The sequence below is a fragment of the Kineosporiaceae bacterium SCSIO 59966 genome (assembly GCA_020881835.1).
In the GTDB taxonomy this organism is placed as follows: Bacteria; Actinomycetota; Actinomycetes; order Actinomycetales; family SCSIO-59966; genus SCSIO-59966.
In genome coordinates, this window is the sequence record CP052876.1 from 529,224 (window position 1) to 553,728 (window position 24,505).

The window sequence follows — 24,505 nt, forward strand, 5'->3', positions numbered from 1 at the left end:
GCCTCAGGCGCCGATCAGGGCCTGGCCGCAGACCCGGACGACGTTGCCGGTCACCCCGGTGGACGCTGGCCACAGCAGCCAGCCGATCGTCTCGGCGACGTCGACCGGCAGGCCGCCCTGGTTCAGCGAGGACAGTCGTCGTCCGGCCTGACGCACACCCACCGGGACGGCGGCCGTCATCTGCGTCTCGATGAACCCTGGGGCGACCGCGTTGACGGTGATCCCCTGGCCGGCCAGGTCCGCGGAGAGCCGGTCGACGAGGCCAGCGACACCGGCCTTGGAGGTCGCGTAGTTCGTCTGCCCGGTGTTGCCGGCCAGCCCGGCCACCGAGGACACCCCGACGACCCGGGAACCGTGGCCCAGGACGCCGTCGGCGACGAGCTCGGTGGTGATCCGTAGCGGGGCCGCGAGGTTGACCGCGAGCACCTGGCGCCAGCGGTCGGCGGACATGTTCCGCAGTCGCTTGTCCCGGGTGATCCCGGCGTTGTGGACGATGCCGTGCAGGTCGTCGTGGTGCTCGGCGGCGTGCCGGGCGATGCGCGCCGCGGCGTCCGGGGCGGTGACGTCCAGGGCCAGGTAGCTGCCGCCGGTCCGTCGGGCCACGTCGGCCAGCCCTGAGGCGGCGGCGGGGACGTCGACCGCGACGACGGTCCCGCCGTCCCGGGCGACCGTCGTCGCGATCGCCTCGCCGATGCCCCGGGAGGCACCGGTGACGACGACGACCCGCCCGGTCAGGGGCGCGTCCCAATCGGGCACGTCGACCGGCCCGTCGACGTCCGTGCCCATCTCGACGTCCGTGCCGATCTCGACGACCTGCCCGGAGACGAACGCCGAGCGGGCCGACAGCAGGAAGCGGAGGGTCGAGCCGATCCGGTCCTGGGCACCAGGGGCGACCCGGACCAGCTGGGACGTCGCACCCTGGCCGCCGACCTCCTTGCCGACGGAACGGGTGAACCCCTCCAGGGCACGCTGGACGACGGCCGCCTCGGCGTCCGCGGCGTCCTGCGGGCGACCGGCCAGGACGAGGACCCGGCCACCGTCCGCCAGCCGGCGCACGGTGGGGGAGAAGAACGCGTGCAGCCGCTCGAGGTCCTCGACGGTGGCGAGGTCGTCGGCGTCCAGGACGAGCGCGCCGTAGCGGGTCTGGCCGTCGTCGGTCCTGCGGATGTCGACCCCGGTGCCGGACAGCGCCGCGGCGGCGGCGTCGGCGAGGCGCCCGCCGTCGGCGGGGCCGAGCAGCACCGGTCCGACGGTGAGCGGCTGGCCCGGGGCGTACCGGCGCAGCACGGGCGGGGTGGGCAGGCCCAGGCGGGGGAGCACGAGACGGCCGGCGGGGGACGCGGCGAGTGCGGCGTAGCGGTCCACGGTGTTACCGTAACTTTCTGTGTAACTGGTTGTCGACCTGATCGTGTCGGCGGCCGGTGAGACCGTGCACCCAGGAGGAGCCTGCAGTGCCCCAGAACGCCGTCCGCCGTGTCGCCGTCGTCGGCGGGAACCGCATCCCGTTCGCGCGCTCGAACACCGCGTACACCCACGCCTCGAACCAGGACATGCTGACCGCGGCCATCGACGGCCTCGTCGAGCGCTTCGGCCTCGAGGGCGAGGTCCTCGGCGAGGTGGCTGCCGGTGCGGTGCTCAAGCACAGCCGGGACTTCAACCTCGTCCGCGAGTCCGTGCTCGGCAGCCGGCTCGACCCACGCACCCCCGCTTACGACGTCCAGCAGGCCTGCGGCACCGGGCTGGAGGCGACGATCCTCGTCGCCAACAAGATCGCGCTCGGGCAGGTCGACGTCGGGATCGCCGGCGGCGTCGACAGCACCTCTGACGCCCCGCTGGCGCTCAGCCCCCGGCTGCGCAGGGCGCTGCTCGCTGCCAGCCGGGCCAAGAGCCTGCCGCAGCGGCTGGCCGCGCTGACGTCCGTGCGGCCGGGGCACCTCGTCCCGGACGCCCCGGCGAACCGCGAGCCGCGGACCGGGATGTCGATGGGTGAGCACACCGCGCTGACCGCGGTCGAGTGGCAGGTGTCCCGGGAGGCCCAGGACGAGCTCGCCGTCCAGAGCCACCACCGGGCGGCCGCGGCCTACGAGCGCGGGTTCTTCGACGATCTCGTCACCCCCTACCTCGGCCTCGAGCGGGACAACAACCTGCGCCCGGACACCAGCCTCGAGCGCCTCGCCCGGCTCAAGCCGGTGTTCGGCCGCGGCGAGACGGCGACGATGACGGCGGGAAACTCGACTCCGTTGACCGACGGCGCGTCCGTCGTCCTGCTCGCCAGCGAGGAGTGGGCCGCGGCGCGGGACCTGCCGGTGCTGGCCTACCTCACCTGGGCGCAGACCGCGGCGGTCGACTACGTGCACGGCGGCGAGGGTCTGCTGATGGCCCCGGCGTACGCGGTGCCGGCGATGCTCGACCGCGCCGGGCTCACCTTGCAGGACTTCGACTTCTACGAGATCCACGAGGCGTTCGCCGCGCAGGTGCTCGCGACGCTCAAGGCGTGGGAGGACCCGATCTTCTGCGCCAAGCGTCTCGGCCGCGACGAACCCCTCGGGTCGATCGACCGCGACCGGCTCAACGTCAACGGCGGCTCGCTGGCCGTCGGTCACCCCTTCGCCGCCACCGGCGGGCGCATCGTGGCCCAGCTGGCCAAGCAGCTGGCGGAGAAGGGGTCGGGGCGGGGACTCATCTCGGTGTGCGCCGCCGGCGGGCAGGGAGTCGTCGCGATCCTCGAGCGCTGACCACCCGCCCTCCTCGGTGATCATGCAATCCCGCCACCCCGGCTGCCCTCGCGGTGATCATGCAATCCCGCCACCCCGGCTGCCCTCGCGGTGATCATGCAATCCCGCCACCCGCCGGCCACCGCCCGGCTCACAGAATGCTGGGTTGGTGGCGCGACACGCCGGCAAAGCAGTGCCCAGCACAGCATTTTGTGGTCGAGGGCGCCTGACCCGACGTGGACGCTTCTGTTTCTCCGAGCTTCCTGGCAAGGCCTGGAGTCTTCACGGCCGCCTGGCTGTCGCAACGTGAACCAGAACTCCACGGAGCAGGGCAGGCGGCCCAGGGTGGCGGGATTGCATGATCACCGAGAGGGCGGTTGGGGTGGCGGGATTGCATGATCACCGACGAGGGGTGAGGGGGCGGCCGAGGGCGGCGGCGACGAGGGTGTCGACGACGAGGCGGCGCACCGTCGCCTCGTCCACGGGCACGGTCTGCGGGCCGCCGTCCGCGGACCGCACGTAGAACCCGGTTCGTGCCAGGTGCAGCGCCCCGAGGGCCTGCATCCACAGCGTCGTGGCCAGCAGGTCGGCGTCCGAGGTCGCAAGGTCAGACGCCGCCAGGTCACCGGCCGCGGCCCCGGACTGCAGGACGGCGGCGATCCGCCCGGTGGTGGCGCCCATGAGCCGGCCCAGCTGCACCAGCGCCCCGCCCCCGATCTCGGCGAGCAGCTCCTCGCCCGGCTGACGCATCAGCGCGATCGCGCAGTCCAGGAACGCCGGGTGCTGCAGTCCGTAGTCGGCCAGCACCCCGCACGCCGCGGTCAGCCGGTCGCGCGTCGTCGCCGCCGGGTCGTCGGCCTGCGCGAGCAGGACGTCGAGCTCCTCGAGGTAGCCGGCGAGGGTGAGGGCGAACAGCTCCTCCTTGCTGCCGAAGTGCCGGTAGATGATCGCCCGGTTCACGCCGACGGCCCGGGCGATGTCGTCCATGTTGGCGTCCCGCAGCCCGCGCTCGTCGAACAGCTCCCGGGTGGCCCGGACGATCTCGGCGCGCCGGGCCCGTCGCCGCGCGGCGACGGTCGAGGAGCGGGCGGACATGAACCGATGCTAACCACGGGTGTGACAACCAGTGTCACTGCGAGTTACGTGCGGCACGATGGACCCGTGATCCGAGCCATGCGCTGGTGGGACGTCGAGCCCGTCGTCGCCCTCGAGCGCGACCTGTTCGGGCCGACCGCCTGGCCGGCGGAGACGTTCTGGTCCGAGCTGGCCGCCCCGGACCGGTGGTACGTCGTCGCCGAGGACGCCGACGGCACCCTGGCCGGCTACGCGGGGCTGATGGCACCGGGACCCGAGGCCGACGTCCAGACCATCGCCGTGGCCCCCGCCGCCCAGGGCCGCGGGGTCGGCGGACGGCTGCTCGACGCCCTGGTGCAGGAGGCGGCCCGCCGCGGTGCGACGAGCCTCCTCCTGGAGGTCCGGGCCGACAACGAGCCGGCGATCGCCCTGTACACCCGCCGCGGGTTCGAACGGATCGCGGTGCGCCGCGCCTACTACCAGCCCGGCGGCATCGACGCCCACGTGATGCGGCTGCGGCCGCTGCCTACCCTGGTCCGGTGAACGACGAGCCGCTGGTCCTGGGGATCGAGACCTCCTGCGACGAGACCGGTGTGGGGCTGGTGCGCGGCGGGACGCTTCTCGTCGACGCCGTCGCCAGCTCCGTGGACGAGCACGCCCGCTTCGGCGGCGTCGTCCCCGAGGTCGCCAGCCGCGCCCACCTCGAGGCGATGGTCCCCACCATCGAGCGGGCCTGCCGGGAGGCCGGCGTCCGGCTGCAGGACGTCGACGCCGTCGCGGTGACGAGCGGTCCCGGGCTGGCCGGCGCGCTGCTCGTCGGCGTGGCCGCCGCGAAGGCGCTGTCGGTGGGGCTCGGCGTCCCGCTGTTCGGTGTCAACCACCTCGCCGCGCACGTCGCGGTGGACACCCTCGAGCACGGACCCCTGCCCGAACCGGCGATGGCGCTGCTCGTCTCCGGCGGGCACTCCTCGCTGCTGCTCGTACCCGACGTCACCGCCGACGTCCGACCCCTCGGCCAGACCATCGACGACGCCGCCGGGGAGGCGTTCGACAAGGTGGCCCGCCTGCTCGGCCTGCCGTTCCCGGGGGGACCGCACGTGGACCGCCAGGCCCGCGAGGGGGACCCGGGCGCGATCGCGTTCCCCCGCGGGCTGTCCGCCCCGCACGACCTGGAGCGGCACCGGTACGACTTCTCGTTCTCCGGGCTCAAGACCGCGGTCGCCCGCTGGGTGGAGCGCCGTCAGGCGGACGGCGAGCCGGTGCCGGTCGCGGACGTCGCCGCGTCCTTCCAGGAGGCCGTCGTCGACGTGCTGACCCGCAAGGCGGTCGCCGCCTGCCGCGAGAACGGCGTGGACCACCTGCTCATCGGCGGTGGGGTGGCCGCCAACTCCCGGTTGCGGGCCGTGGCCCAGGAGCGGTGCGACGCCGCGGGTATCACGCTGCGGGTGCCGCGCCCTGGCCTGTGCACCGACAACGGGGCGATGGTCGCCGCGCTCGGCGCGCAGCTCCTCGCCCGCGGCCGGACGCCGTCCGCTCTCGACCTGCCGGCGGACTCGTCGATGCCGGTGGAGCTGGTCCGGGCGTGATCCGGCGCCCCGTGGCGGTCGGTCGGGTAGCCGTGCTCACCGCGCTGGCGCTGGTGCTGGCCGCCTGCTCCGCGGACGCCGGCGGGCCGGGCCCCGCCACGACGTCGGGGACGCCGACGGCGGACCCGCCGTCGTCCGGGGCGTCCGCGCCGTCCGGGCCGTCCCCGTCGTCCGGGCCGTCACCGTCCACCGAGCCGGCGCCCACCGGCTGGGGGCCCACCGAGGCCGACCTGACCGCCGCACGGACCGCCGTCGCGCAGCTGTCCGTCGAGGAGCTCGCCGGTCAGGTGGTGGTGGCGAGCTACCGCGGCACCGACCCCCAGGACGCGGCCGACCTCGTCGTCCGGCACTCCCTGGCCGGGGTGATCCTGATGGCGGACAACGTCGTCGACGGCGAGCAGGTGGCGGCCACGGCGGCCGCGGTCCAGGACGCCGTCACCGCCGGTGGGCGGGACTGGCCGGGCGTCGTCGCCGTCGACCAGGAGGGCGGGCGGGTCGAACGGATCGGCGAGCCGGTCACGCCCCTGCCCACGTTCATGACCCACGGCGCTGCGGCGTCCTCGCCGGTGACCACCGCGGTGACCCGGGCGGCGGGCCGGGAGCTGCGCCACCTCGGCGTCACCGTCGTGCTCGCCCCCGTCGCCGACGTCACCACCGGTCCCGACGACCCGACGATCGGCAGCCGCGCCGCCTCGGACGAGCCGGCCCTCGTCGCCGACGTCGTGACCGCCGCCGTGACCGGCTACCTGGAGGCGGGCGTCGTCCCGGTCGCCAAGCACTACCCCGGCCACGGCAGCGTGCCGGCCGACAGCCACGTCACCCTGCCGGTGCAGACCATGTCCGCCGACGAGCTCGCCGCCCGCGACCTGGTGCCGTTCGCCGCTGCCGCGCAGGCCGGGGTGCCGGCGGTGATGATGAGCCACCTCGACGTCCGGGCCTGGGACCCCGGGGTGCCGGCCTCGCTGTCCGCGGCCGCCTACACCGCCCTGCGGGAGCGCACCGGCTTCGCCGGCGTCGCCGTCACCGACGCCCTCGACATGGCGGCGGTGACCGCCGAGGCAGGGCCTGGCCAGGCCGCCGTCCGGGCCCCGGCCGCCGGGGCCGACCTGCTGCTCATGCCGGCCGACCCGGCGGCGGCCGTCGAGGCGGTGACCGCCGCGGTGCGCAGCGGCGAGCTGCCGCGCGAACGGGTGGAGGAGGCGGCCGCCCGCGTCGTCGCGCTGCTCACCTGGCAGGGGCGGCAGGCGCCGCCGGATCCGGAGTCCCTCGAGCTCACCGCACCGGTCGTGCACGCCCTGTCCCTGGTCGGGACGACCGTCGTCGACGGACCGTGCTCCGGCCCGCTCGTCGGGGACGCGGTGCAGGTGGTCGGCGGGACGGCGCAGGACCGGGCCCGGTTCACCGCCGCCGCGCAGGCCGGCGGGCTGCAGGTCGGCTCCGGGGACGTCGTCCGGCTGCTCGGCGGGCCCACCTCGAGCGGGTCGGGGGACGTCGTGGTCGCCCTCGACGCGCCGTACGGCCTGGCCGGCTCGTCGGCGGCGACGGCCCGGCTGGCGCTGTACGGGCGGACCCCGGCCGCGTTCGCGGCGCTCGTCGACGTGCTGCGCGGACAGGGCCGCGCAGGCGGGCGGCTGCCGGTCGAGGTGCCCGGCCTGCCGCGCAGCGCCTGCCGACCGTGAGCGACCCGGCTCACTGGACCGGCCGGCACAGCAGCACCGACTGCCGCCCGGCGACCCGGGTGAGCACCACCGTGGCGGCGCCCGGGCCGGTGAGCCGCAGCTGACGGCGCAGCTGCTCGACGTCGACCGCGCTGCCGCGCTTGAGGATCTCCACCCGGCCGACCCCGCGGTCCCGCAGCCGGGTGCGCAGCGTCTTCAGCCCGAACGGCAGCACCTCCTCCACCGCGAACGCCCGCCCCAGCGGCGTGGGCACCAGCCGGTCGGAGGTGACGTAGGCGATCGTCGGGTCGAGGAGCCGGCCCTCGACGTCCGCGGCGAGCTGCCCGACCAGGCCGGCCCGCACCACCGCGCCGTCCGGGTCGTAGAGGTAGCCACCGACCGGCCCGGCCGGGGGCCGGCCCAGACCCGTGTCGTCGACGAGCGTCGCGGACCCGTCGCGCAGCAGCAGCGCACTGCGGGTCACGCCCGGGCGGGCGAGCGGTCCGAACCAGACCCCGGCTTCGACGACGTCCCCGTCGACGGACACCCACTGCGTCTCGGCGTCCGGGGGGAGCAGGTCGTGCCGGATGCCGGGTGCGGCCTTCACCCCCGTCGCCGGCACCCGGGCGGCCGTCGCCAGGACGACGTCCCAGGAGGGCTCGGCCTGCCAGGGGTCGAGCACCCGCCGTCCGGACGCCGTCCGCCGCGCGGGGTCCAGGAAGACCCCCCGGACGTCGCGCAGGTCCGTCGTCGTCGCGTCCTCGTGCCGGACCTCCGCGTGGGGCCAGTGCCGCAGGTTCACGGTGGCGACGGCCGCGGTCAGCTCGTCGCGCTCGACGGCGAGCACCCCGACGTCCAGGGCGGCCAGCGCCATGGCGTCCCCGCCGATGCCGCAGCCGAGGTCGGCCACCCGGTCGACGCCGGCGGCGACGTACCGCTGCGCGTGCCGGGCGGCCACCTCGAGCCGGGTCGCCTGCTCCAGGCCCTCGGGGGTGAAGAGCATGCCGTCGGCGAACGGTCCGAACTTCGCGTGGGCCCGGGCCCGCAGGCGGGACTGGGTGAGCGCGGCGGCGACGAGCGTGCGGTCGACGCCCTCGGCGTGGAGCCGCTCGGCCAGGTGCAGCGCGGCTTCCTGGCGGTACGGGGGCAGCGCCTCGAGCAGCTCCCACCCCTGGGGAGTGAGCAGTGCGGAGAGCCCGGCCAGGTCCACCCCCCGATCCTCGCACCCCTGCTGTGACCCGATCTCTGGAGGCTTTCCGGGGTCTCGGACCCCATCGAGACCCCGGAAGGCCTCCAGAGATCGAAGGGGCCGGGTGGTCTGGCACTCGGTTTGCGCGAGTGCTAACCGGAGTCCTAGAGTCCGGTTGGCACTCTCGGTACGAGGGTGCCAGCCGCTGCGGCGGCGCCGCCCGGCACCCGCGACGACGGACGGCATCCCGCGGCACCCGTCAGACGAGACACCACCCGCGAGAACAAGCGAAGGGGAGGTCCGCAGTGTCGGTCTCCATCAAGCCGCTCGAGGACCGCATCGTCGTCAAGACGCTCGACGCCGAGCAGACGACGGCCTCCGGCCTGGTCATCCCGGACACCGCCAAGGAGAAGCCCCAGGAGGGCGAGGTCCTGGCCGTCGGTCCGGGCCGTGTCGACGACAACGGCAACCGTGTTCCGGTCGACGTCAAGGTCGGCGACAAGGTCATCTACAGCAAGTACGGCGGCACCGAGGTCAAGTTCGGCGGCGAGGAGCTTCTCATCCTCTCGGCGCGCGACGTCCTCGCCGTCGTGGACAAGTAAGACCCGCCGCACCGACGACGACGAGCGCCCCGGTGGGCCGGCACCCGCCGGACGCCGGGGCGACCTCGTGAGAGGGACGAGAGACACAACATGGCCAAGATGCTGGAGTTCGACGACGAGGCACGCCGCGCGCTGGAGCGCGGCGTCGACGCGCTCGCGAACGCCGTCAAGGTGACGCTCGGCCCACGCGGCCGCAACGTCGTCATCGACAAGAAGTGGGGCGCCCCCACCATCACCAACGACGGCGTCACCATCGCCCGAGAGGTGGAGCTGGACGACCCGTACGAGAACCTCGGCGCCCAGCTCGCCAAGGAGGTGGCGACCAAGACCAACGACGTCGCCGGAGACGGTACGACGACCGCCACCGTGCTCGCCCAGGCGATGGTCCACGAAGGGCTGCGCAACGTGGCCGCGGGCGCCGCGCCGTCGGCGCTGAAGCGCGGTATCGACGCCGCCGTCCAGGCGATCTCGACGCGCCTGCTGGAGAACGCCCGGGACGTCGACGGCAAGGGTGACATCGCCCACGTCGCGACGATCTCGGCGCAGGACGCCACGATCGGCGAGCTCATCGCCGAGGCGTTCGACAAGGTCGGCAAGGACGGTGTGATCACCGTCGAGGAGTCCTCCGGGATGTCGATGGAGCTCGACTTCACCGAGGGCATGCAGTTCGACAAGGGCTACATCTCCCCGTACTTCGTCACCGACGCCGAGCGGATGGAAGCCGTCATCGAGGACGCCTACGTCCTCATCCACCAGGGCAAGATCTCCTCGGTGCAGGAGCTGCTGCCGCTGCTGGAGAAGGTGCACCAGGCCGGCAAGCCGCTGTTCGTCGTTGCCGAGGACGTCGAGGGCGAGGCGCTCTCCACGCTCGTCGTCAACAAGGTCCGCGGCACCTTCACCGCCGTTGCCGTCAAGGCCCCTGGCTTCGGTGACCGGCGCAAGGCGATGCTCCAGGACATGGCCGTGCTCACCGGCGGCCAGGTCGTCAGCGCCGAGGTGGGGCTCAAGCTCGACCAGGTCGGCCTGGAGGTGCTCGGTACGGCCCGCCGGGTCGTCGTCACCAAGGACGACACGACGATCGTCGACGGCGGCGGCTCCGCCGAGGACGTCGACGCCCGGGTCGCGCAGATCAAGCGCGAGATCGAGGTGACCGACTCCGACTGGGACCGCGAGAAGCTGCAGGAGCGGCTGGCCAAGCTCGCCGGCGGCGTCTGCGTGATCAAGGTCGGGGCCGCCACCGAGGTGGAGCTCAAGGAGAAGAAGCACCGGATCGAGGACGCCGTCTCGGCGACCCGGGCCGCGATCGAGGAGGGCATCGTCGCCGGCGGCGGCTCCGCCCTCGTGCACGCCGCCGCTGCCCTGGACGACCTGGACCTGTCCGGCGACGAGGCGACCGGCGCCACCGCGGTGCGCCGCGCGGTGGTCGAGCCGCTGCGCTGGATCGCCGAGAACGCCGGGATGCAGGGCTACGTCGTGGTGGAGAAGGTCCGCGAGCTCGGTGTGGGCCACGGGCTGGACGCCGCCACCGGCCAGTACGGCGACCTCGTCGCCGCCGGGGTCATCGACCCGGTCAAGGTGACGCGCTCCGCGCTGGTCAACGCCGCGTCGATCGCCTCGATGGTGCTGACGACGGACACTCTCGTCGTCGAGAAGCCCGAGGAGGAGGAGCCCGAGGCCGCCGCCGGCCACGGGCACGGCCACGGCCACTGAGCCGACCGGCAACACGGCCATCAGCGGCCACCAGCACGTCAGGAGCCCGGTCCCCGCGGGGACCGGGCTCCTGACGCGTTGTGGCTGATCTGCGTTGTGGCTGATCTGCGTGCGGGGGGCTGCTGCTGACGACTGGGGGGTCGGGCGTCAGGTCAGCTGGCGACGGGCAACGGGGTTCCGGCCCGGACCTGGGTGCTCTGAGCGGCCCGCTGCTCGGCGTAGATCCGCTCGCGGTCGTCCTCGGTCAGCCCGCCCCACACGCCGTAGGGCTCGCGCACCGTCAGCGCGTGGTCACGGCACTGCTGCAGCACCGGGCAGGTGGCGCAGATCGCCTTGGCCGCCTCGTCCCGCTGGCGCCGGGCCGGGCCCCGCTCACCCTCCGGGTGGAAGAAGAGGTTGGTGTCGTGCTCCCGGCACGCACCCTCCAGCTGCCACTCCCAGATGTCTGCGATCGGTCCGGGGAGCCGCGAGATCTCCGCCATGGCCATCTCCTCTGTCTGTCGGTGTTCCTGCGGGTGCGCCGTCCGGCGCCGACGAAGAGGGACGCTAGCAATCGTTGCAGAGGTTGTTCAAGTACTTCGCGCCAAGACTTGGTCAACATCTCGGCAGAGTCCAGCGTGCTCCGTGCGCGTGCCGACTGGCAACCCCCTGGCCCAGTCCGCAGAATCAGGTCATGCCCTCGAACCGGCCGCAGGCCGCCGAGGCACCGTCGGCCCCCACTCTGACCGTCGCTGCCGTCGCCCGCCGTCTCGGCGTCGCCCCGGCCACCCTGCGGACGTGGGCCCGGCGCTACGGGCTCGGCCCGTCCGCGCACACCGCCGGCGCCCACCGCCGGTACACCCCCGCCGACCTGACCCGGCTCATGGTCATGCGCCGGCTCACTCTCGAGGGCGTGGCGCCCGGTGAGGCCGCGCGGATCGCGGTCGACACCCCGGTCGACGACGACACCGGCGCAGCCCTGGCCACCGTGACCGCCCTGCCCGCCGGCGAGCCCGCCGACGTCCAGGCGCCGGCCGACTTCGGCCGCGCCGGCGGCGGCCACGTCGTGGCACTGCCGGACGCCGGTCCCGCCGCCCGGGGCCTGGCCCGCGCCGCCCTCGCCCTGGACTCCCGCGAGTGCGTGCGGATCCTGCGCGCGGCCGTCGAGGTCCAGGGGGTCGAGCCGGTCTGGGACCGCCTCGTCGCACCCGTGCTCGTCGCCCTCGGCCGTCGCTGGCAGGAGACCGGCAGCGGGGTGGAGTCCGAGCACCTGCTGTCCGAGGCCGTGCTCGCCGTGCTGCACGCCCACACCCTCGCCCAGCCGGTCCGCGGCGGGGCCACGGTGCTGCTGGCCGCTGCCGAGGAGGAGCAGCACGTGCTGCCGGTCCACGCCGTCGCCGCCGCGCTGGCCGAGCGTGGCACCCCCTCCCGGGTCCTCGGCGGCCGGGTGCCGCGGGACGCGCTGGCCGCCGCCGTCCGGCGCAGCGGTCCGGCCGTCGTCCTCGTCCACGCCTCGCTCGCGGTCGCTGACGCCGACCAGCTCGCGTCCCTGCCGCGGATGCGTCCGGCGCCGCGGCTGGTCCTCGCCGGGCCGGGCTGGCAGGACGTCGAGCTGCCGGCCGGGCTGGACGCCGTCCGGGTCACCTCCCTCGGCCAGGCCGTCCAGGAGATCCAGCAGTCCGTCGCCGGCTGAGGCTCACGTTCGGGTCCGGACGTGCCGACACACTGCGGGACAGGTGCGGAGCCGCAGTGCGCGGCAGGGACGGACGGGCAGGAGCGCGTGGTGGCGACGGTTCTCGTGTGCGACGACTCACCGACGACACGTGAGGCGCTGCGGCGAGCGGTGGCCGAGGTGCCCGGCGTCAGCCGGGTCGTGGGGGCCTCCAGCGGTGAGGAGGTCCTCGAGCGCTGGCCGGCCGAACGGCCTGCGGTCGTCCTCATGGACGTGCGGATGCCCGGCATCGGCGGGGTCGAGGCGACCCGGCGGCTGGTGTCCCGTCACCCCGAGGCGACCGTCGTCGTCCTCACCGTCGCCGAGGACGCCGAGGGCGTCGCCCAGGCGGTCGCCGCAGGCGCCCGCGGGTACGTGGTCAAGGACGCCGACCGTGAGGAGCTCACCGCCGCCGTGCTGCAGGCCGTCGACGCCTCCCGGCCTGCGGTGCGGGGCCGCCGCCGGCTCGAGCCCGAGCAGGCACCACGGCTCACCGACCGGGAGCTGCAGGTGCTCACCGGGATGAGCCGCGGGCGCAGCAACGCCGAGATCGGACGAGACCTCTACCTGTCGGAGGACACCGTGAAGACGCACGCCCGACGGCTGTTCCGCAAGCTCGGCGCCGCGGACCGCGCCCAGGCGGTGGCCGTCGGCTTCCGCTGGGGCATGGTGCGCTGAGCCGCGTGGCACGGCATCCTCACCTGTCGTGGTAACGCTCCGCAGCGTCCCGGCGATCACACCGGTAGAGCCGCCGACGCGGCTCTCCGCGCTCGCCGCCGCCGCGACCGGCGGGGACCCGCGGGCCACCGAGGAGCTCGGCGCCGCCGTCCACCACCTCGTCCTGCGGTACGCCCGCGGGCGCCTGGGCCGTTCGGCGGGCGCGGACCAGACCGCGCAGGACGTCGCCCAGGAGGTGTGCGTGGCCGTGCTCACCGCACTGCCCGGGTACCGGCACGAGGGCCGGCCGTTCGAGGCCTTTGTCTACCGGATCGCCTCCCGCCGGGTCGCCGACGTCGGTCGCGCCGCCGCGCGGGCGCCCCTGCTCGTCGAGCACGTCCCCGACCGGGAGAGCCCGGAGCCGGGCCCGGAGGGGCTGGCTCTGCAGCGCGAGGACGCCGACCTCGCCCGTGAGCTGCTCGCCCGGCTGCCCGAGCAGCAGCGCGAGCTGCTCCTGCTGCGGGTCGTCGCCGGGCTCACCGCCGAGGAGGTGGGGCGCGCCCTGGGGATGACGGCCGGCGCGGTGCGCGTCGCCCAGCACCGGGCGCTGACCCGGCTGCGGGCGCTCGCCCCCGCCGAGCGGGAGGCCCACGGATGACGCCGCCCGCCCACCACGACCGGCTACGCGCCGACGAGGCCCTGCTCGACAGCCTCGGCGCCCGCGCCCCGCTCGACCCGGACGCCGACGAGGTCGCCGTCCTGCTGGCCGCCCTCGCCGCGGACGTCGACCGGCCGGCCCAGGTCCCGGCCCCGACGTCGCGGCCGGCCCCGGACCGGCGCGCGGACCCGGTCGGGGCCGCCGGCGCCGCCGGGCCGCCGTGTCCGCCGCCGTCGCGACCGCCCTGGCCGTCGGCGGCGTCGGTGCCGCGGCGGCGTCCGAGGGGGTGCTGCCGCCGTGGGCGGACCGGGCCGTCGACGCCGTCCGGGCCGCCGTCGTGGGGGTCGCCGGTGAGGTCGTCGACGGTGTCGTGGGAGAGCGTGCGGTGACCGGGCCGCAGCCCGCGGGGGCGACGCCGGCCCCCGGCGCCCCGGCTGCCGGCGACCCGGCCGACCGGGACGGCGCGGACGCCGGACCCTCCGGCGGCGTCCCGGTGCCGCAGGACGGCTTGCCTCAGGAGGTCCCCCCGGACCGCGGCCCGGCGTCCTCGGAGCCGGACCTGGCGCGGCCCGCCGAGCCCGCTGAGCCCGCTGAGCCCGCTGAGCCCGCTGAGCCCGCCCGGCCCGCGGTGCCGGCCCGGCCCCCCGCAGCCCGCCGAGCCCGCTCAGCCCGCTCAGCCCGCAGAGCCCGCAGAGCCCGCCGTGCCGGCCCGGCCCGATCCGCCGGTGCCGCCCGCGCCCACCCCCCAGCCTGCCCCGCCCGGCCCTCCCGCCACGCCCGGCGTCCGGACCGCGCCGCAGCCGCCGCCGGCCCAGGACCCTGCGCCGCCGCCCCGCCGCGACGGCGGCGAGCGGCCGAGCCCGCACGGCGGCCCAGCCGCCGACGGCTAGCATCGGCGGGGTGAACGACATCGCGTCCGCGACGGCAGGCGCCGATCCCTTCGGGTTCGTCGGCCTCACCTACGACGACGTGCTGCTGCTGCCGGCCCAGAGCGACGTCGTCCCCAGCGAGGCCGACACCCGCAGCCGGGTGTCCCGCCGGATCGAGGTCGCCGTCCCGCTGCTGTCCAGCGCGATGGACACGGTGACCGAGTCCCGGATGGCGATCGCGATGGCCCGCCAAGGCGGGCTCGGCGTCCTGCACCGCAACCTGTCCGCGCAGGACCAGGCCCACCAGGTCGACGTCGTCAAGCGCTCCGAGGCCGGCATGGTCACCCACCCGGTGACGACCCGGCCGGACGCCACGATCGGCGAGGTGGACGCCCTGTGCGGCCGGTTCCGCATCTCCGGCGTCCCGGTGGTCGACGACGACGGCCGCCTCGTCGGCATCATCACCAACCGCGACATGCGCTTCGAGACCGACCCGGGCCGCCCGGTCCGCGAGGTGATGACGCCGATGCCGCTGGTGACCGCCCCGGTCGGGATCGCCCCGGACGCCGCGATGGACCTGCTGGCCCGCAACAAGGTCGAGAAGCTGCCGCTCGTCGACGACGCCGGCCGGCTTCGCGGCCTCATCACCGTGAAGGACTACGTCAAGCGGGAGAAGTACCCGCTGGCCACCAAGGACGAGGCCGGCCGGCTGCGGGTCGGCGCCGCCATCGGCATCTTCGAGGACGCCTGGAAGCGGGCGATGCTGCTCGTCGAGGCGGGCGTCGACGTCCTCGTCGTCGACATGGCGCACGGCCACTCCCACGCCGTCCTGGAGATGATCGCCCGGCTCAAGGCCGAGCCGGCCGCCGCGCACGTCGACGTCGTCGGCGGCAACGTCGCCACCCGGGCCGCCGCCCAGGCGCTCGTGGACGCCGGCGCGGACGGCGTCAAGGTCGGTGTCGGCCCCGGCTCGATCTGCACCACCCGGGTCGTCGCCGGTGTCGGCGTGCCCCAGGTGACCGCCATCCACGAGGCCGCCCAGGCGTGCCGGCCGGCCGGCGTCCCGGTGATCGGCGACGGCGGGCTGCAGTACTCCGGTGACATCGCCAAGGCCCTCGTCGCCGGCGCCGACACGGTGATGATCGGCTCGCTGCTCGCCGGCTGCGAGGAGAGCCCCGGCGACCTCGTGTTCATCAACGGCAAGCAGTTCAAGTCCTACCGCGGGATGGGCAGCCTCGGCGCGCAGCAGACCCGCACCGGTGCCCGCTCGTTCTCCAAGGACCGCTACTTCCAGAACGACGTCCTCAGCGACGACCAGTTCGTGCCGGAGGGCGTCGAGGGCCAGGTGCCCTACCGGGGACCGCTGGCCGCGGTCGCCCACCAGCTCGTCGGCGGGCTGCGCCAGTCGATGTTCTACACCGGCTCGGCCACCATCGCCGAGCTCAAGGAGCGTGGACGGTTCGTCCGGATCACCGCGGCCGGGCTCAAGGAGTCCCACCCGCACGACATCCAGATGACCGTCGAGGCGCCCAACTACGGCACCCGCTGAGGCGTCCCGCCCTCCGGCCGCCGGTAGCCTGGCAGCGTGATGAACGAGATCGAGATCGGGCGCGGCAAGCGGGGACGCCGGGCGTACTCCTTCGACGACGTCGCGATCGTGCCGAGCCGGCGCACCCGCGACCCCGAGGACGTCTCGGTCGACTGGCAGATCGACGCCTACCACGTCGAGCTGCCCGTGATGGCCGCGCCGATGGACTCGGTGATGTCGCCGGCCACCGCGGTGGCGATGGGCCGCCTGGGCGGCATCGGCGTCCTGGACCTCGAGGGCCTGTGGACCCGCTACGAGGACCCCGAGCCGCTGCTCGCCGAGATCGCCGCACTCGACCCGGGCTCCGCGACCCGGCGGATGCAGGAGATCTACTCCGCGGACATCGACCCCGACCTCGTCACCCGGCGGCTCGGGGAGATCCGCGACGCCGGTGTCACCGTCGCCGGCGCGCTCACCCCGCAGCGCACCCAGCAGCTGTGGAAGACGGTCGTCGACGCCGGCGTCGACCTCTTCGTCATCCGCGGCACCACCGTCTCGGCCGAGCACGTCTCCGGGCGCGCGGAGCCGCTGAACCTCAAGCGGTTCATCTACGAGCTCGACGTCCCGGTGGTCGTCGGCGGCTGCGCCACGTACACCGCGGCCCTGCACCTCATGCGGACCGGTGCGGCCGGCGTCCTCGTCGGCTTCGGCGGCGGCGCGGCGCACACGACCCGCATCGTCACCGGCATCCACGCGCCGATGGCCAGCGCCGTCGCCGACGTCGCCGCAGCCCGCCGCGACTACATGGACGAGTCCGGCGGCCGGTACGTGCACGTCATCGCCGACGGCGGCGTGGGCCGCTCCGGTGACCTGGTCAAGGCCGTCGCCTGCGGCGCGGACGCCGTCATGCTCGGCGCCGCGCTCGCCCGCGCCACCGAGGCCCCCGGCCGCGGGTGGCACTGGGGCAGCGAGGCCCACCACCCGCAGCTCCCCCGCGGGGAGCGGGTCCGGGTGGGCACGGTCGCGCCCCTGGAGGAGATCCTGCTGGGCCCGGGCCGGATCGCCGACGGCACCACGAACCTCGTCGGCGCGCTGCGCCGGGCGATGGCTACCACCGGGTACTCCGACCTCAAGGAGTTCCAGCGGGTCGAGGTCGTCGTCTCCCCCTACCAGCCGGCATGACCCGCCCCGGCAGGTTCCCGCGCCCACTGGTCACCGGGGCACCGGTCGCGCTCGGACCGGCCGAGCGCGAGCAGGCGCTCGCCGCGATGGCCGCCGAGGAGCTCGACGTCCTCGTCGTCGGCGGTGGGGTGGTCGGTGCCGGCAGCGCGCTGGACGCCGCCACCCGCGGGCTGACCACCGGGCTGGTCGAGGCGAGGGACTGGGCCAGCGGGACGTCGTCCCGCTCCAGCAAGCTCATCCACGGTGGCCTGCGCTACCTCGAGATGCTCGACTTCGGGCTGGTCCGGGAGGCCCTCGCCGAACGGGCGCTGCTGCTGCAGCGGATCGCCCCGCACCTGGTGCGGCCGGTGCCGTTCCTCTACCCGCTGACGCACCGGGTCTGGGAGCGGCCGTACGTGGGTGCGGGGCTGGTGCTCTACGACACCCTCGGACTCACCTCCGGGGCCTCCCGGGGCGTGCCCGGGCACCGGCACCTGACCCGGCGCGGGGCGCTGCGCGAGGCCCCGGCGCTTCGCCGCGACTCTCTCGTCGGAGCCCTGCAGTACTACGACGCCCAGGTGGACGACGCCCGGCACACGCTGGCCGTCGTCCGCACCGCAGCCTCCTACGGCGCGCACGTCGCGAACCGGGCCCGGGTGGTCGGCTTCCTGCGCGAGGGCGAACGGGTCGTCGGGGCGCGGGTGCGCGACCTCGAGTCCGGCCGGGAGCTCGACGTCCGTGCCCGTCAGGTGGTCAACGCGACCGGGGTGTGGACCGACGAGACCCAGGCGATGGTCGGCGAGCGCGGCCAGTTCGAGGTCCGCGCCTCCAAGGGCATCCACCTCGTCGTCCCACGGGACCGGATCCGGTCCCGCACCGGGATCATCCTGCGGACGGCGACGAGCGTGCTGTTCGTCATCCCCTGGGGCCGGCACTGGGTGATCGGGACCACCGACACCGACTGGCACCTCGACAAGGCGCACCCGGCGGCGTCCAGCCGGGACATCGACTACCTGCTCGGGCACGTGAACCGGGTTCTCGTCACGCCGCTCACCCGCGAGGACGTCGAGGGGGTCTACGCGGGCCTGCGCCCGCTGCTGGCCGGGGAGAGCGAGGAGACCAGCGCCCTGTCCCGCGAGCACGTCGTGGCCCACCCGGTGCCCGGGCTCGTCGTCGTCGCCGGGGGCAAGTACACGACCTACCGGGTGATGGCCCGCGACGCCGTCGACGAGGTCGCCCGCAGCCTCGACTTCCGGGTCGCGGCCAGCTGCACCGACCGCATCCCGCTCGTCGGCGCCCAGGGGTACGCCGCCGCGTGGAACGCCCGGCGGCGCACCGCCGAGGCCGCCGGCCTGCACGTCGCCCGTATCGAGCACCTGCTGCAGCGGCACGGCGCGCTGACCCCCGAGGTGCTCGCCCTCGTCGCCGACGACCCCACGCTCGGCGAGCCGCTCACCGGGGCCGAGGACTACCTGGCCGCCGAGGTGGTCTACGCCGTCAGCCACGAGGGCGCCCGGCACCTCGACGACGTGCTCACCCGCCGGCTACGGGTCTCGATCGAGACCTGGGACCGCGGGACGGCGGCGGCCCCCGTCGCGGCCGCGCTCATGGGCCGGGTCCTCGGCTGGAGCGACGAGCAGCGGGACAAGGAGGTCTCCCACTACCTGGCCCGGGTGGAGGCTGAGCGGCTGAGCCAGCAGCAGCCGGACGACGAGACCGCCGACTCCGCCCGGCTCGGCGCCCCGGAGATCGTGCCGCTCGTGTGACGGGTACCTGACGGGGCGCTGTCCGTTAGCATGCCTGCATGTTGAGCGACACGGCGTCGGCCCCGGCCGCGCCCACCGTGCCGACGACCCATCCGCTGCATGCCGCCCTGGACCCGGCCCGGGTAGCCGCACTCCTTGACCGGGTCGTCGCTTCGCCGCGTGCTGAACGGCGCACGACGACTGCACCGTTCACCGGCCTGCCGCTGGTCAGCGTGCCGACATCCACCCCGCAGGACGTCGCGAACGCCGTCGAGGCGGCCCGCCGGGCGCAGCGCGACTGGGCCGCCCGCCCGGTCGGTGAGCGGGCCGCCGTGCTGCTGCGGCTGCACGACCTCGTGCTCGAGCACCAGGGCGAGGCCCTCGACCTGGTGCAGCTGGAGGCGGGCAAGGCCCGGGCGCACGCCTTCGAGGAGGTCGCCGACATCGCGATCGTCGCCCGCCACTACGCCCGGACCGGTCCCTCACTGCTGGCCGATGCCCGCCGGCCTGGGCTGGTGCCGCTGCTGTCGACAAGCACCGAGGTCCGTCACCCCAAGGGTGTGGTCGGGGTGATCGCGCCGTGGAACTACCCGCTGACGCTCGCGGTGTCCGACGCGCTACCGGCGCTGCTCGCCGGCAACGCGGTCGTCGTGAAGCCGGACAGCCAGACGCCGCTGTCGGCGCTGTGGGCAGCCGAGCTGCTGCACCGGGCCGGTGTGCCGGAGGGCGTGTTCGCCGTCGTCGTCGGTGACGGCGCGACCGTCGGTGGTGCCCTCGTGGACTCCTGCGACTACGTGTGCTTCACCGGCTCGACGGCAACCGGCCGGCGTGTCGCCGAGCAGGCTGCCCGCCGCCTCGTCGGCGCGTCGCTGGAGCTCGGCGGCAAGAACAGCCTCTACGTCACCGAGGACGTCGACGTCGAGGTCGCCGCGGAGGGCGCGGTCCGGGCGAGCTTCGCCAGCGCCGGGCAGCTGTGCGTGTCGACCGAGCGGCTGCTCGTGCACGAGGCGGTCGCGGACCGGTTCCTCGAGGCCTTCCTGCGCCGCGTGCGGGCCCTGCGCCTCGGACCCGGTCTGGACTTCGACGCCGACATGGGATCCCTGGTGTCCCGTCGCCAGCTCGACGCGGTGGCCGCCCACGTCGACGGCGCCGTCGCCGCCGGGGCCCGGGTGCTCGCGGGCGGTCGGGCCCGTCCTGACGTCGGTCCCCTGTTCTACGAGCCGACCGTGCTCGCCGACGTCCCGGCCGACAACCCGTGCTGGGTCGAGGAGACGTTCGGCCCGGTGGTGTCCGTGCGCGTCGTCGGCGGGGACGACGAGGCCGTCCGGGTCGCGAACGACACGGCGTACGGCCTCAACGCGAGCGTCTGGGTCCGCGACCTGCGCCGCGGGCGGGCGATCGCCCGACGGCTGCAGGCCGGCACCGTCAACGTCAACGAGGGGTACCTCACCGCGTGGACGGCCACCGGGGCGCCCATGGGCGGGATGAAGGACTCCGGACTGGGCCGCCGGCACGGCGCCGAGGGGCTGCTCAAGTACACCGAGTCCCAGACGATCGGCGTCCAGCGGATGGTCCACCGCGGCCTGGGGATGGGGCGGGTGTACGACCTGGACGGCGCCACCTACACCCGCGCGATGACGTGGGGGCTGCGTGCGCTCAAGATGCTGGGTGCCCGGTGAGCGAGGGACCACCCGCACCTGCGGCAGCCGCAGGCTGCTGCAGGCGCAGAGACAGGGTCTCCTGATGCGAGCAGTGTGGAACGGTCACGTCGTTGCCGAGAGCGACGACACCGTCGTCGTCGAGGGCAACCACTACTTCCCCCGGTCCTCGCTGCGGGAGGACCTGCTGCGGCCCTCGGCGACGACGACGCGCTGCCCGTGGAAGGGCGAGGCCTCGTACTACTCGCTGGAGGCCGACGGGCGGCGCAGCGAGGACGCCGTCTGGTACTACCCGGAGCCGAGCCCGCAGGCCGAGATGGTCCGCGACCGGGTGGCGTTCTGGAAGGACGTCCGGGTCGAGGACTAGCCGGTCGGCGTCCGGAAGGTCGACCCGAACCGTCCGGACTGAACCGCTGGGACTGCCTGCCGGTCAGGGGACGAGGATCCCTCGGCCCCGTAGCCGACCGGCGTCCAGGTCTGCCATCGCGTCGAGGGCAGCGTCGAGCGGGTACCTCGTCGTCTGCATGACGACCTTTCCCGCCGCCGCCAGCGCCATCAGCTCGACGAGCTCGTTGTAGCTGCCGACGAGGTTGCCGATGACGTTGCGCTCGGTGGAGATGACGTCGATCGTCGGGATCTCGACCGTGCCTCCGTAGCCGATGACGTAGTGGCTCCCCGCCCGGCGGGTCATCGCCCAGGCGTCCCGCTCCGCGCCACGCTCGCCGACGAAGTCCAGCACCACCTCGGCTCCGTGGCCGTCGGTGAGCTCGAGCACCCGCTCCACGTGCGAGCCGTCGACGAGCACCGTCTCGTCGGCGCCCCAGCCGGTCGTCAGGGCCAGCGCGTCGGGGTTGGCGTCGAGCACCACGACCCGCGTCGCGCTCAGCGCCGTGAGGCACTGGATGCCGATGTGGCCGAGGCCGCCGGCGCCGATGACGACGCACGTGCTGCCCGGGTGCAGCAGGGGCAGGGCCTTCTTCACCGCGTGGTAGGCGGTGAGTCCCGCGTCGGCGAGCGCTGCGACGTCCGCGGGTTGCACGCCGGCCGGCAGCGGGACCACCGAGCGTGCCGACGTCCTGAGGTACTCGGCCATTCCGCCGTCGGTGTCGATACCGGGGAAGGACTGCGCCTCGCAGTGCACGTCGTCCCCCGCGCGGCACGCCCGGCAGAAGCCGCACGTCACCAGCGGGTGCAGGATGACGGCGTCCCCCACCTGGACGTGCTCGACGGCCGGACCGACGGCGTGCACCCACCCGGCGTTCTCGTGCCCCAGCGTGTAGGGCAGGGAGACGTTGCTCCGGCTGGCCCACTGGCCCTCGATGATGTGCAGGTCGGTGCGGCACAGGCCGGCGCCACCGACCCGCACGACCACGTCGAACGGTCGCTCGACGGTCGGCTCGGGAACCTCCTCGACCACCGGGCGCTCGTCGTACCGGTGCAGGCGAACCGCCTTCATGGGCGTCCCCTTCCCCTCGTGTCGGTCTCGATCCGACGGTAAAGGCAAGCACCGACGACCGCCCGCCCACAGGGTCGTTGGTCCCTGGCCCGTCGCCGCGCCGGGGCGGACGATCGGTGGTCGGGACATCCACGAAGGAGGGGCCATGACCCGTACACCGGAAGAGGTCTTCGCGCACCACGGCCAGGCGCTCGGTGCGGAGGACCTCGAGGAGATCGTCGCCGACTACCGCGACGACGCGGTCCTCGTGGTGAACAAGCAGGTGTTCCGGGGCAAGGACGGCGCCCGACAGGTCTTCACCCAGCTGCTGAGCGACGTCCCCCAGGCGCAGTGGCAGCTCGACACCGTGTTCGCCGACGACGTCCTCTACCTGGAGTGGAAGGCCACCGGTGGTGGCCGCACGGTCGACAACGGCGTGGACACGTTCGTCTTCGCGGACGGCCTGATCCGCGTGCAGACGGTGCTGTACACCGCGCAGCCGGCCTAGCAACCGACCTCTGGAGGCCTTCCGGGGTCTCGTGTGGGCTCGAGACCCCGGAAAGCCTCCACTCGTCGCGGCGGGTGGCGGTGACTGGGCCTCCACAGGACCGGTCGTTCCTCGTGTCTGTCCACAGGCCGACGGGGCCCCTTGGCAGGGTGCGGTCGCCTGCGGCTCAGTCGCAGCATGCCGATCACGCCTCACGCACCGGACGAGCTTGTCCACGCCCCGTTTCGAGGCCGTGACGCTGTCGCGGCCGGCCAGCTGACGGAGGAGCAGCTGAGGTCGAGCATCTGGCGGCGGCTGGTGCGGGGTGTGTACGTGCACCAGTCCGTCGAGGTCACCAGCGAGGTGCGGCTGGCCGCCGCCCGGCTCGTGATGCCGCAGGACGTCGTCGCGTGCGGGCTCCTGGCCGCCTGGTTGCACGGTGCCTGGCAGCCTGCGCCCGGACGCGTCGTCCCGCTCGACGTCACCCGGCCGGTGCTGACGGCCGGCACCGGGGTCGCGGGTCTGAACCGCCGGCGGCTGACGTTGCGCGGCACGCCCGACTGGGGCGGCGGGCTCGTCGGTCACAGCGAGATCGACCGGGACATCGTCGAGAAGGACGGCGTGCTCCTCACCTCGCCGCTGCGCACCTGTTTCGACCTCATGCGTGAGCGTCGTCTCGTCGAGGCCGTGGTCGTCGCCGACGCCTTCCTGTGGGAGCTCGGCCTGTCTCGGGTCCTGCTCGCCGTCTACGCCGCGGACCGTCGCCGGTGGCCCGGCGTCCGGCTGGTCCGGGTCGCCGTCGACCTGTGCCGGGAGAACGTGCGCTCGCCCGGCGAGACCCGGCTGCGGATGATCTACGTGCTGGCGGGTCTACCCGAGCCGTGGGTCAACGTGCCGGTCCTGGACGCCGACGGTGCCGTGATCGGCGTCCCCGACCTGCGCGTCCCCGGTCACCCGGTCGGCTCGGAGTACGACGGTGGGTACCACGACGAGGCCGACCAGCCGTCCCTGGACCGTCGTCGGCAGAACCGCCTGACCACGATGGGCTCGATCCAGCTGCTGCGGTACGACCGGACCTCCGTCCGAGACGAGCGCCACGCCGTCCTCGACGATCTGTGGCGCCTCACCGGTCTGCGTGCCCCGGTGCCGCTCGACGACGCCGACTTCTGGCGCCCCCGTGCCGCGCGTGCCTGGTGACGCGCGATCTCTGGAGGCTTGCCGTGGTCTCGGCCGGCCCGGAGACCACGGAAAGGCTCCAGAGATCGGGGGATGGGCGGCGGGGTAGCGTGGGGAGGTGCTCCGGACCGCCACGCGACCGCACTTCATCGCGCTGCTCGGCGTGGCCCTGGCGGCGGCCACGCTGTTCGCCTACCTCGGTGACTGGCAGCTCGGCCGGGCCCGGGACGAGGCCGCGCGCGAGGTCCGCGAGCAGACGGCCGGGCGCGGCGTCGTGCCGCTGGAGGACGTGCTCGCTCCCGCCGAGCCGCTCGAGGGCAGCGACGTCCGCCAGCTCGTCCGGGTGACCGGCGTGCTCGACCCGGACGCCGCGGTGCGCGTCCCCGACCGGGAGCTCGACGGCCGTCCCGGGTCCTGGCTCGTCGCCCCGCTCGCCGTCGACCGGCCGGACGAGACGGACGGCGGCACCCTGGCCGTCGTCCTGGGCTGGCTCCCGGACGGCGCGAGGCCCCTCGACGTCCCCGCCGGACGGGTCACCCTCGAGGGCCGCCTGGAGCAGAGCGAGCCGCCGGTCGGCGGCGCCGGCCCCGGCACCCGCGAGCTGCCCACCGTCGCCTCCGCCGACCTGGTCAACGTCTGGGACCCGCCGCTGTACACCGCCTACCTGGCGCTCACCGATACCGAGCCGCCGCTGGAGCCGGTGCCGACGGTCGAGCCCGCGGACGGGCTGGCCCTGCAGAACCTGTCCTACGCGCTGCAGTGGTGGCTGTTCGCCGGGTTCGCCGTGTTCTTCTGGTGGCGGCTGGTCCGGGACGCCCACGAGCGGGAGCTCGAGGCCCGCGCCGAGGCGGCCGCACCCGAGCAGGCACAATCGACGTCGTGAGCACCACCGACCGCGCCACCTCCTC

23 protein-coding genes are annotated in these 24,505 nt (G+C 74.7%); 18 read left to right on the forward strand and 5 right to left on the reverse strand.

The annotated features are described in order from the left end of the window. Positions 1 to 3: 3 nt before the first annotated feature. A complete protein-coding gene (locus HJG43_02680) occupies positions 4 to 1,365 on the reverse strand; it encodes a 3-oxoacyl-ACP reductase (protein ID UER53641.1) in 1,362 nt (453 codons plus the stop codon). Between the two features lie 86 nt (positions 1,366 to 1,451). Between HJG43_02680 and HJG43_02685 the strand changes: the two genes are divergently transcribed. Beyond that, complete coding sequence (locus tag HJG43_02685) at positions 1,452 to 2,735, forward strand: acetyl-CoA C-acetyltransferase (GenBank protein UER53642.1); 1,284 nt, start codon at positions 1,452 to 1,454, stop codon at positions 2,733 to 2,735. Between the two features lie 378 nt (positions 2,736 to 3,113). Here HJG43_02685 and HJG43_02690 read toward each other — a convergent pair whose 3' ends face one another. Further along, positions 3,114 to 3,809: a TetR/AcrR family transcriptional regulator gene (locus tag HJG43_02690; GenBank protein ID UER53643.1), complete on the reverse strand. Its 696-nt coding sequence runs from the start codon at positions 3,807 to 3,809 to the stop codon at positions 3,114 to 3,116. 6 nt (positions 3,810 to 3,815) lie between these two features. Between HJG43_02690 and rimI the strand changes: the two genes are divergently transcribed. From rimI to HJG43_02705, 3 genes are all read left to right on the forward strand, one after another. After that, a complete protein-coding gene (gene rimI, locus HJG43_02695; GenBank protein ID UER53644.1) occupies positions 3,816 to 4,331 on the forward strand; it encodes a ribosomal protein S18-alanine N-acetyltransferase in 516 nt (171 codons plus the stop codon). After that, complete coding sequence (gene tsaD, locus HJG43_02700; protein UER53645.1) at positions 4,328 to 5,374, forward strand: tRNA (adenosine(37)-N6)-threonylcarbamoyltransferase complex transferase subunit TsaD; 1,047 nt, start codon at positions 4,328 to 4,330, stop codon at positions 5,372 to 5,374. Before rimI ends, tsaD begins: the two co-directional genes overlap by 4 nt. 260 nt (positions 5,375 to 5,634) lie before the next feature. Next, on the forward strand, positions 5,635 to 7,053 hold the full coding sequence (locus tag HJG43_02705) for a beta-N-acetylhexosaminidase (protein ID UER55642.1): 1,419 nt from the start codon (positions 5,635 to 5,637) through the stop codon (positions 7,051 to 7,053). 10 nt (positions 7,054 to 7,063) lie between these two features. Here HJG43_02705 and HJG43_02710 read toward each other — a convergent pair whose 3' ends face one another. Continuing rightward, entirely contained in the window at positions 7,064 to 8,242 is a 1,179-nt protein-coding gene (locus HJG43_02710; protein UER53646.1) for an SAM-dependent methyltransferase, read from the reverse strand. Between the two features lie 284 nt (positions 8,243 to 8,526). On the opposite strand from HJG43_02710, the gene groES reads away from it, so the two are divergent. Both groES and groL read left to right on the forward strand, forming a co-directional pair. After that, the gene (groES, locus tag HJG43_02715) at positions 8,527 to 8,823 is read left to right on the forward strand and encodes a co-chaperone GroES (GenBank protein ID UER53647.1); all 297 of its coding nucleotides are present in this window, start codon (positions 8,527 to 8,529) and stop codon (positions 8,821 to 8,823) included. Positions 8,824 to 8,913: 90 nt separating this feature from the next. Then, complete coding sequence (gene groL / locus HJG43_02720) at positions 8,914 to 10,533, forward strand: chaperonin GroEL (GenBank protein ID UER53648.1); 1,620 nt, start codon at positions 8,914 to 8,916, stop codon at positions 10,531 to 10,533. Positions 10,534 to 10,685: 152 nt separating this feature from the next. Here groL and HJG43_02725 read toward each other — a convergent pair whose 3' ends face one another. Further along, positions 10,686 to 11,015, reverse strand: coding sequence for a WhiB family transcriptional regulator (locus HJG43_02725; protein ID UER53649.1), 330 nt, complete (start codon positions 11,013 to 11,015; stop codon positions 10,686 to 10,688). Positions 11,016 to 11,206: 191 nt separating this feature from the next. On the opposite strand from HJG43_02725, the gene HJG43_02730 reads away from it, so the two are divergent. The 9 genes from HJG43_02730 to HJG43_02770 all read left to right on the forward strand — a co-directional run bounded on the left by HJG43_02730 (position 11,207) and on the right by HJG43_02770 (position 20,866). Beyond that, the gene (locus tag HJG43_02730) at positions 11,207 to 12,205 is read left to right on the forward strand and encodes a MerR family transcriptional regulator (protein UER53650.1); all 999 of its coding nucleotides are present in this window, start codon (positions 11,207 to 11,209) and stop codon (positions 12,203 to 12,205) included. A 90-nt stretch (positions 12,206 to 12,295) separates the two neighbouring features. Further along, entirely contained in the window at positions 12,296 to 12,901 is a 606-nt protein-coding gene (locus HJG43_02735) for a response regulator transcription factor (GenBank protein ID UER53651.1), read from the forward strand. A 55-nt stretch (positions 12,902 to 12,956) separates the two neighbouring features. Beyond that, the gene (gene shbA, locus HJG43_02740; protein ID UER55643.1) at positions 12,957 to 13,538 is read left to right on the forward strand and encodes an RNA polymerase sigma factor ShbA; all 582 of its coding nucleotides are present in this window, start codon (positions 12,957 to 12,959) and stop codon (positions 13,536 to 13,538) included. Further along, on the forward strand, positions 13,535 to 13,927 hold the full coding sequence (locus tag HJG43_02745) for a hypothetical protein (protein ID UER53652.1): 393 nt from the start codon (positions 13,535 to 13,537) through the stop codon (positions 13,925 to 13,927). Before shbA ends, HJG43_02745 begins: the two co-directional genes overlap by 4 nt. Before the next feature lie 502 nt (positions 13,928 to 14,429). Further along, positions 14,430 to 15,956: an IMP dehydrogenase gene (guaB, locus tag HJG43_02750; GenBank protein ID UER55644.1), complete on the forward strand. Its 1,527-nt coding sequence runs from the start codon at positions 14,430 to 14,432 to the stop codon at positions 15,954 to 15,956. A 36-nt stretch (positions 15,957 to 15,992) separates the two neighbouring features. Further along, positions 15,993 to 17,117, forward strand: a complete 1,125-nt coding sequence (locus HJG43_02755) for a GuaB3 family IMP dehydrogenase-related protein (protein UER53653.1) — start codon at positions 15,993 to 15,995, stop codon at positions 17,115 to 17,117. Beyond that, complete coding sequence (locus tag HJG43_02760; protein UER53654.1) at positions 17,114 to 18,862, forward strand: glycerol-3-phosphate dehydrogenase/oxidase; 1,749 nt, start codon at positions 17,114 to 17,116, stop codon at positions 18,860 to 18,862. Before HJG43_02755 ends, HJG43_02760 begins: the two co-directional genes overlap by 4 nt. 38 nt (positions 18,863 to 18,900) lie before the next feature. Then, positions 18,901 to 20,520 (forward strand): succinate-semialdehyde dehydrogenase (NADP(+)), encoded by a 1,620-nt coding sequence (locus HJG43_02765; protein UER53655.1) that lies wholly within the window; start codon positions 18,901 to 18,903, stop codon positions 20,518 to 20,520. A 61-nt stretch (positions 20,521 to 20,581) separates the two neighbouring features. After that, positions 20,582 to 20,866 carry a DUF427 domain-containing protein gene (locus HJG43_02770; protein ID UER55645.1) on the forward strand — a complete coding sequence of 95 codons (285 nt, stop codon included), beginning with the start codon at positions 20,582 to 20,584 and terminating at the stop codon, positions 20,864 to 20,866. Positions 20,867 to 20,929: 63 nt separating this feature from the next. Here HJG43_02770 and HJG43_02775 read toward each other — a convergent pair whose 3' ends face one another. After that, positions 20,930 to 21,955, reverse strand: a complete 1,026-nt coding sequence (locus HJG43_02775; GenBank protein UER53656.1) for an NAD(P)-dependent alcohol dehydrogenase — start codon at positions 21,953 to 21,955, stop codon at positions 20,930 to 20,932. Between the two features lie 145 nt (positions 21,956 to 22,100). On the opposite strand from HJG43_02775, the gene HJG43_02780 reads away from it, so the two are divergent. From HJG43_02780 to HJG43_02790, 3 genes are all read left to right on the forward strand, one after another. Beyond that, on the forward strand, positions 22,101 to 22,442 hold the full coding sequence (locus tag HJG43_02780; GenBank protein UER53657.1) for a nuclear transport factor 2 family protein: 342 nt from the start codon (positions 22,101 to 22,103) through the stop codon (positions 22,440 to 22,442). A 177-nt stretch (positions 22,443 to 22,619) separates the two neighbouring features. After that, positions 22,620 to 23,618 (forward strand): hypothetical protein, encoded by a 999-nt coding sequence (locus HJG43_02785; GenBank protein UER53658.1) that lies wholly within the window; start codon positions 22,620 to 22,622, stop codon positions 23,616 to 23,618. A 97-nt stretch (positions 23,619 to 23,715) separates the two neighbouring features. Next, the gene (locus HJG43_02790) at positions 23,716 to 24,480 is read left to right on the forward strand and encodes an SURF1 family protein (GenBank protein ID UER53659.1); all 765 of its coding nucleotides are present in this window, start codon (positions 23,716 to 23,718) and stop codon (positions 24,478 to 24,480) included. Positions 24,481 to 24,505 lie beyond the last annotated feature (25 nt).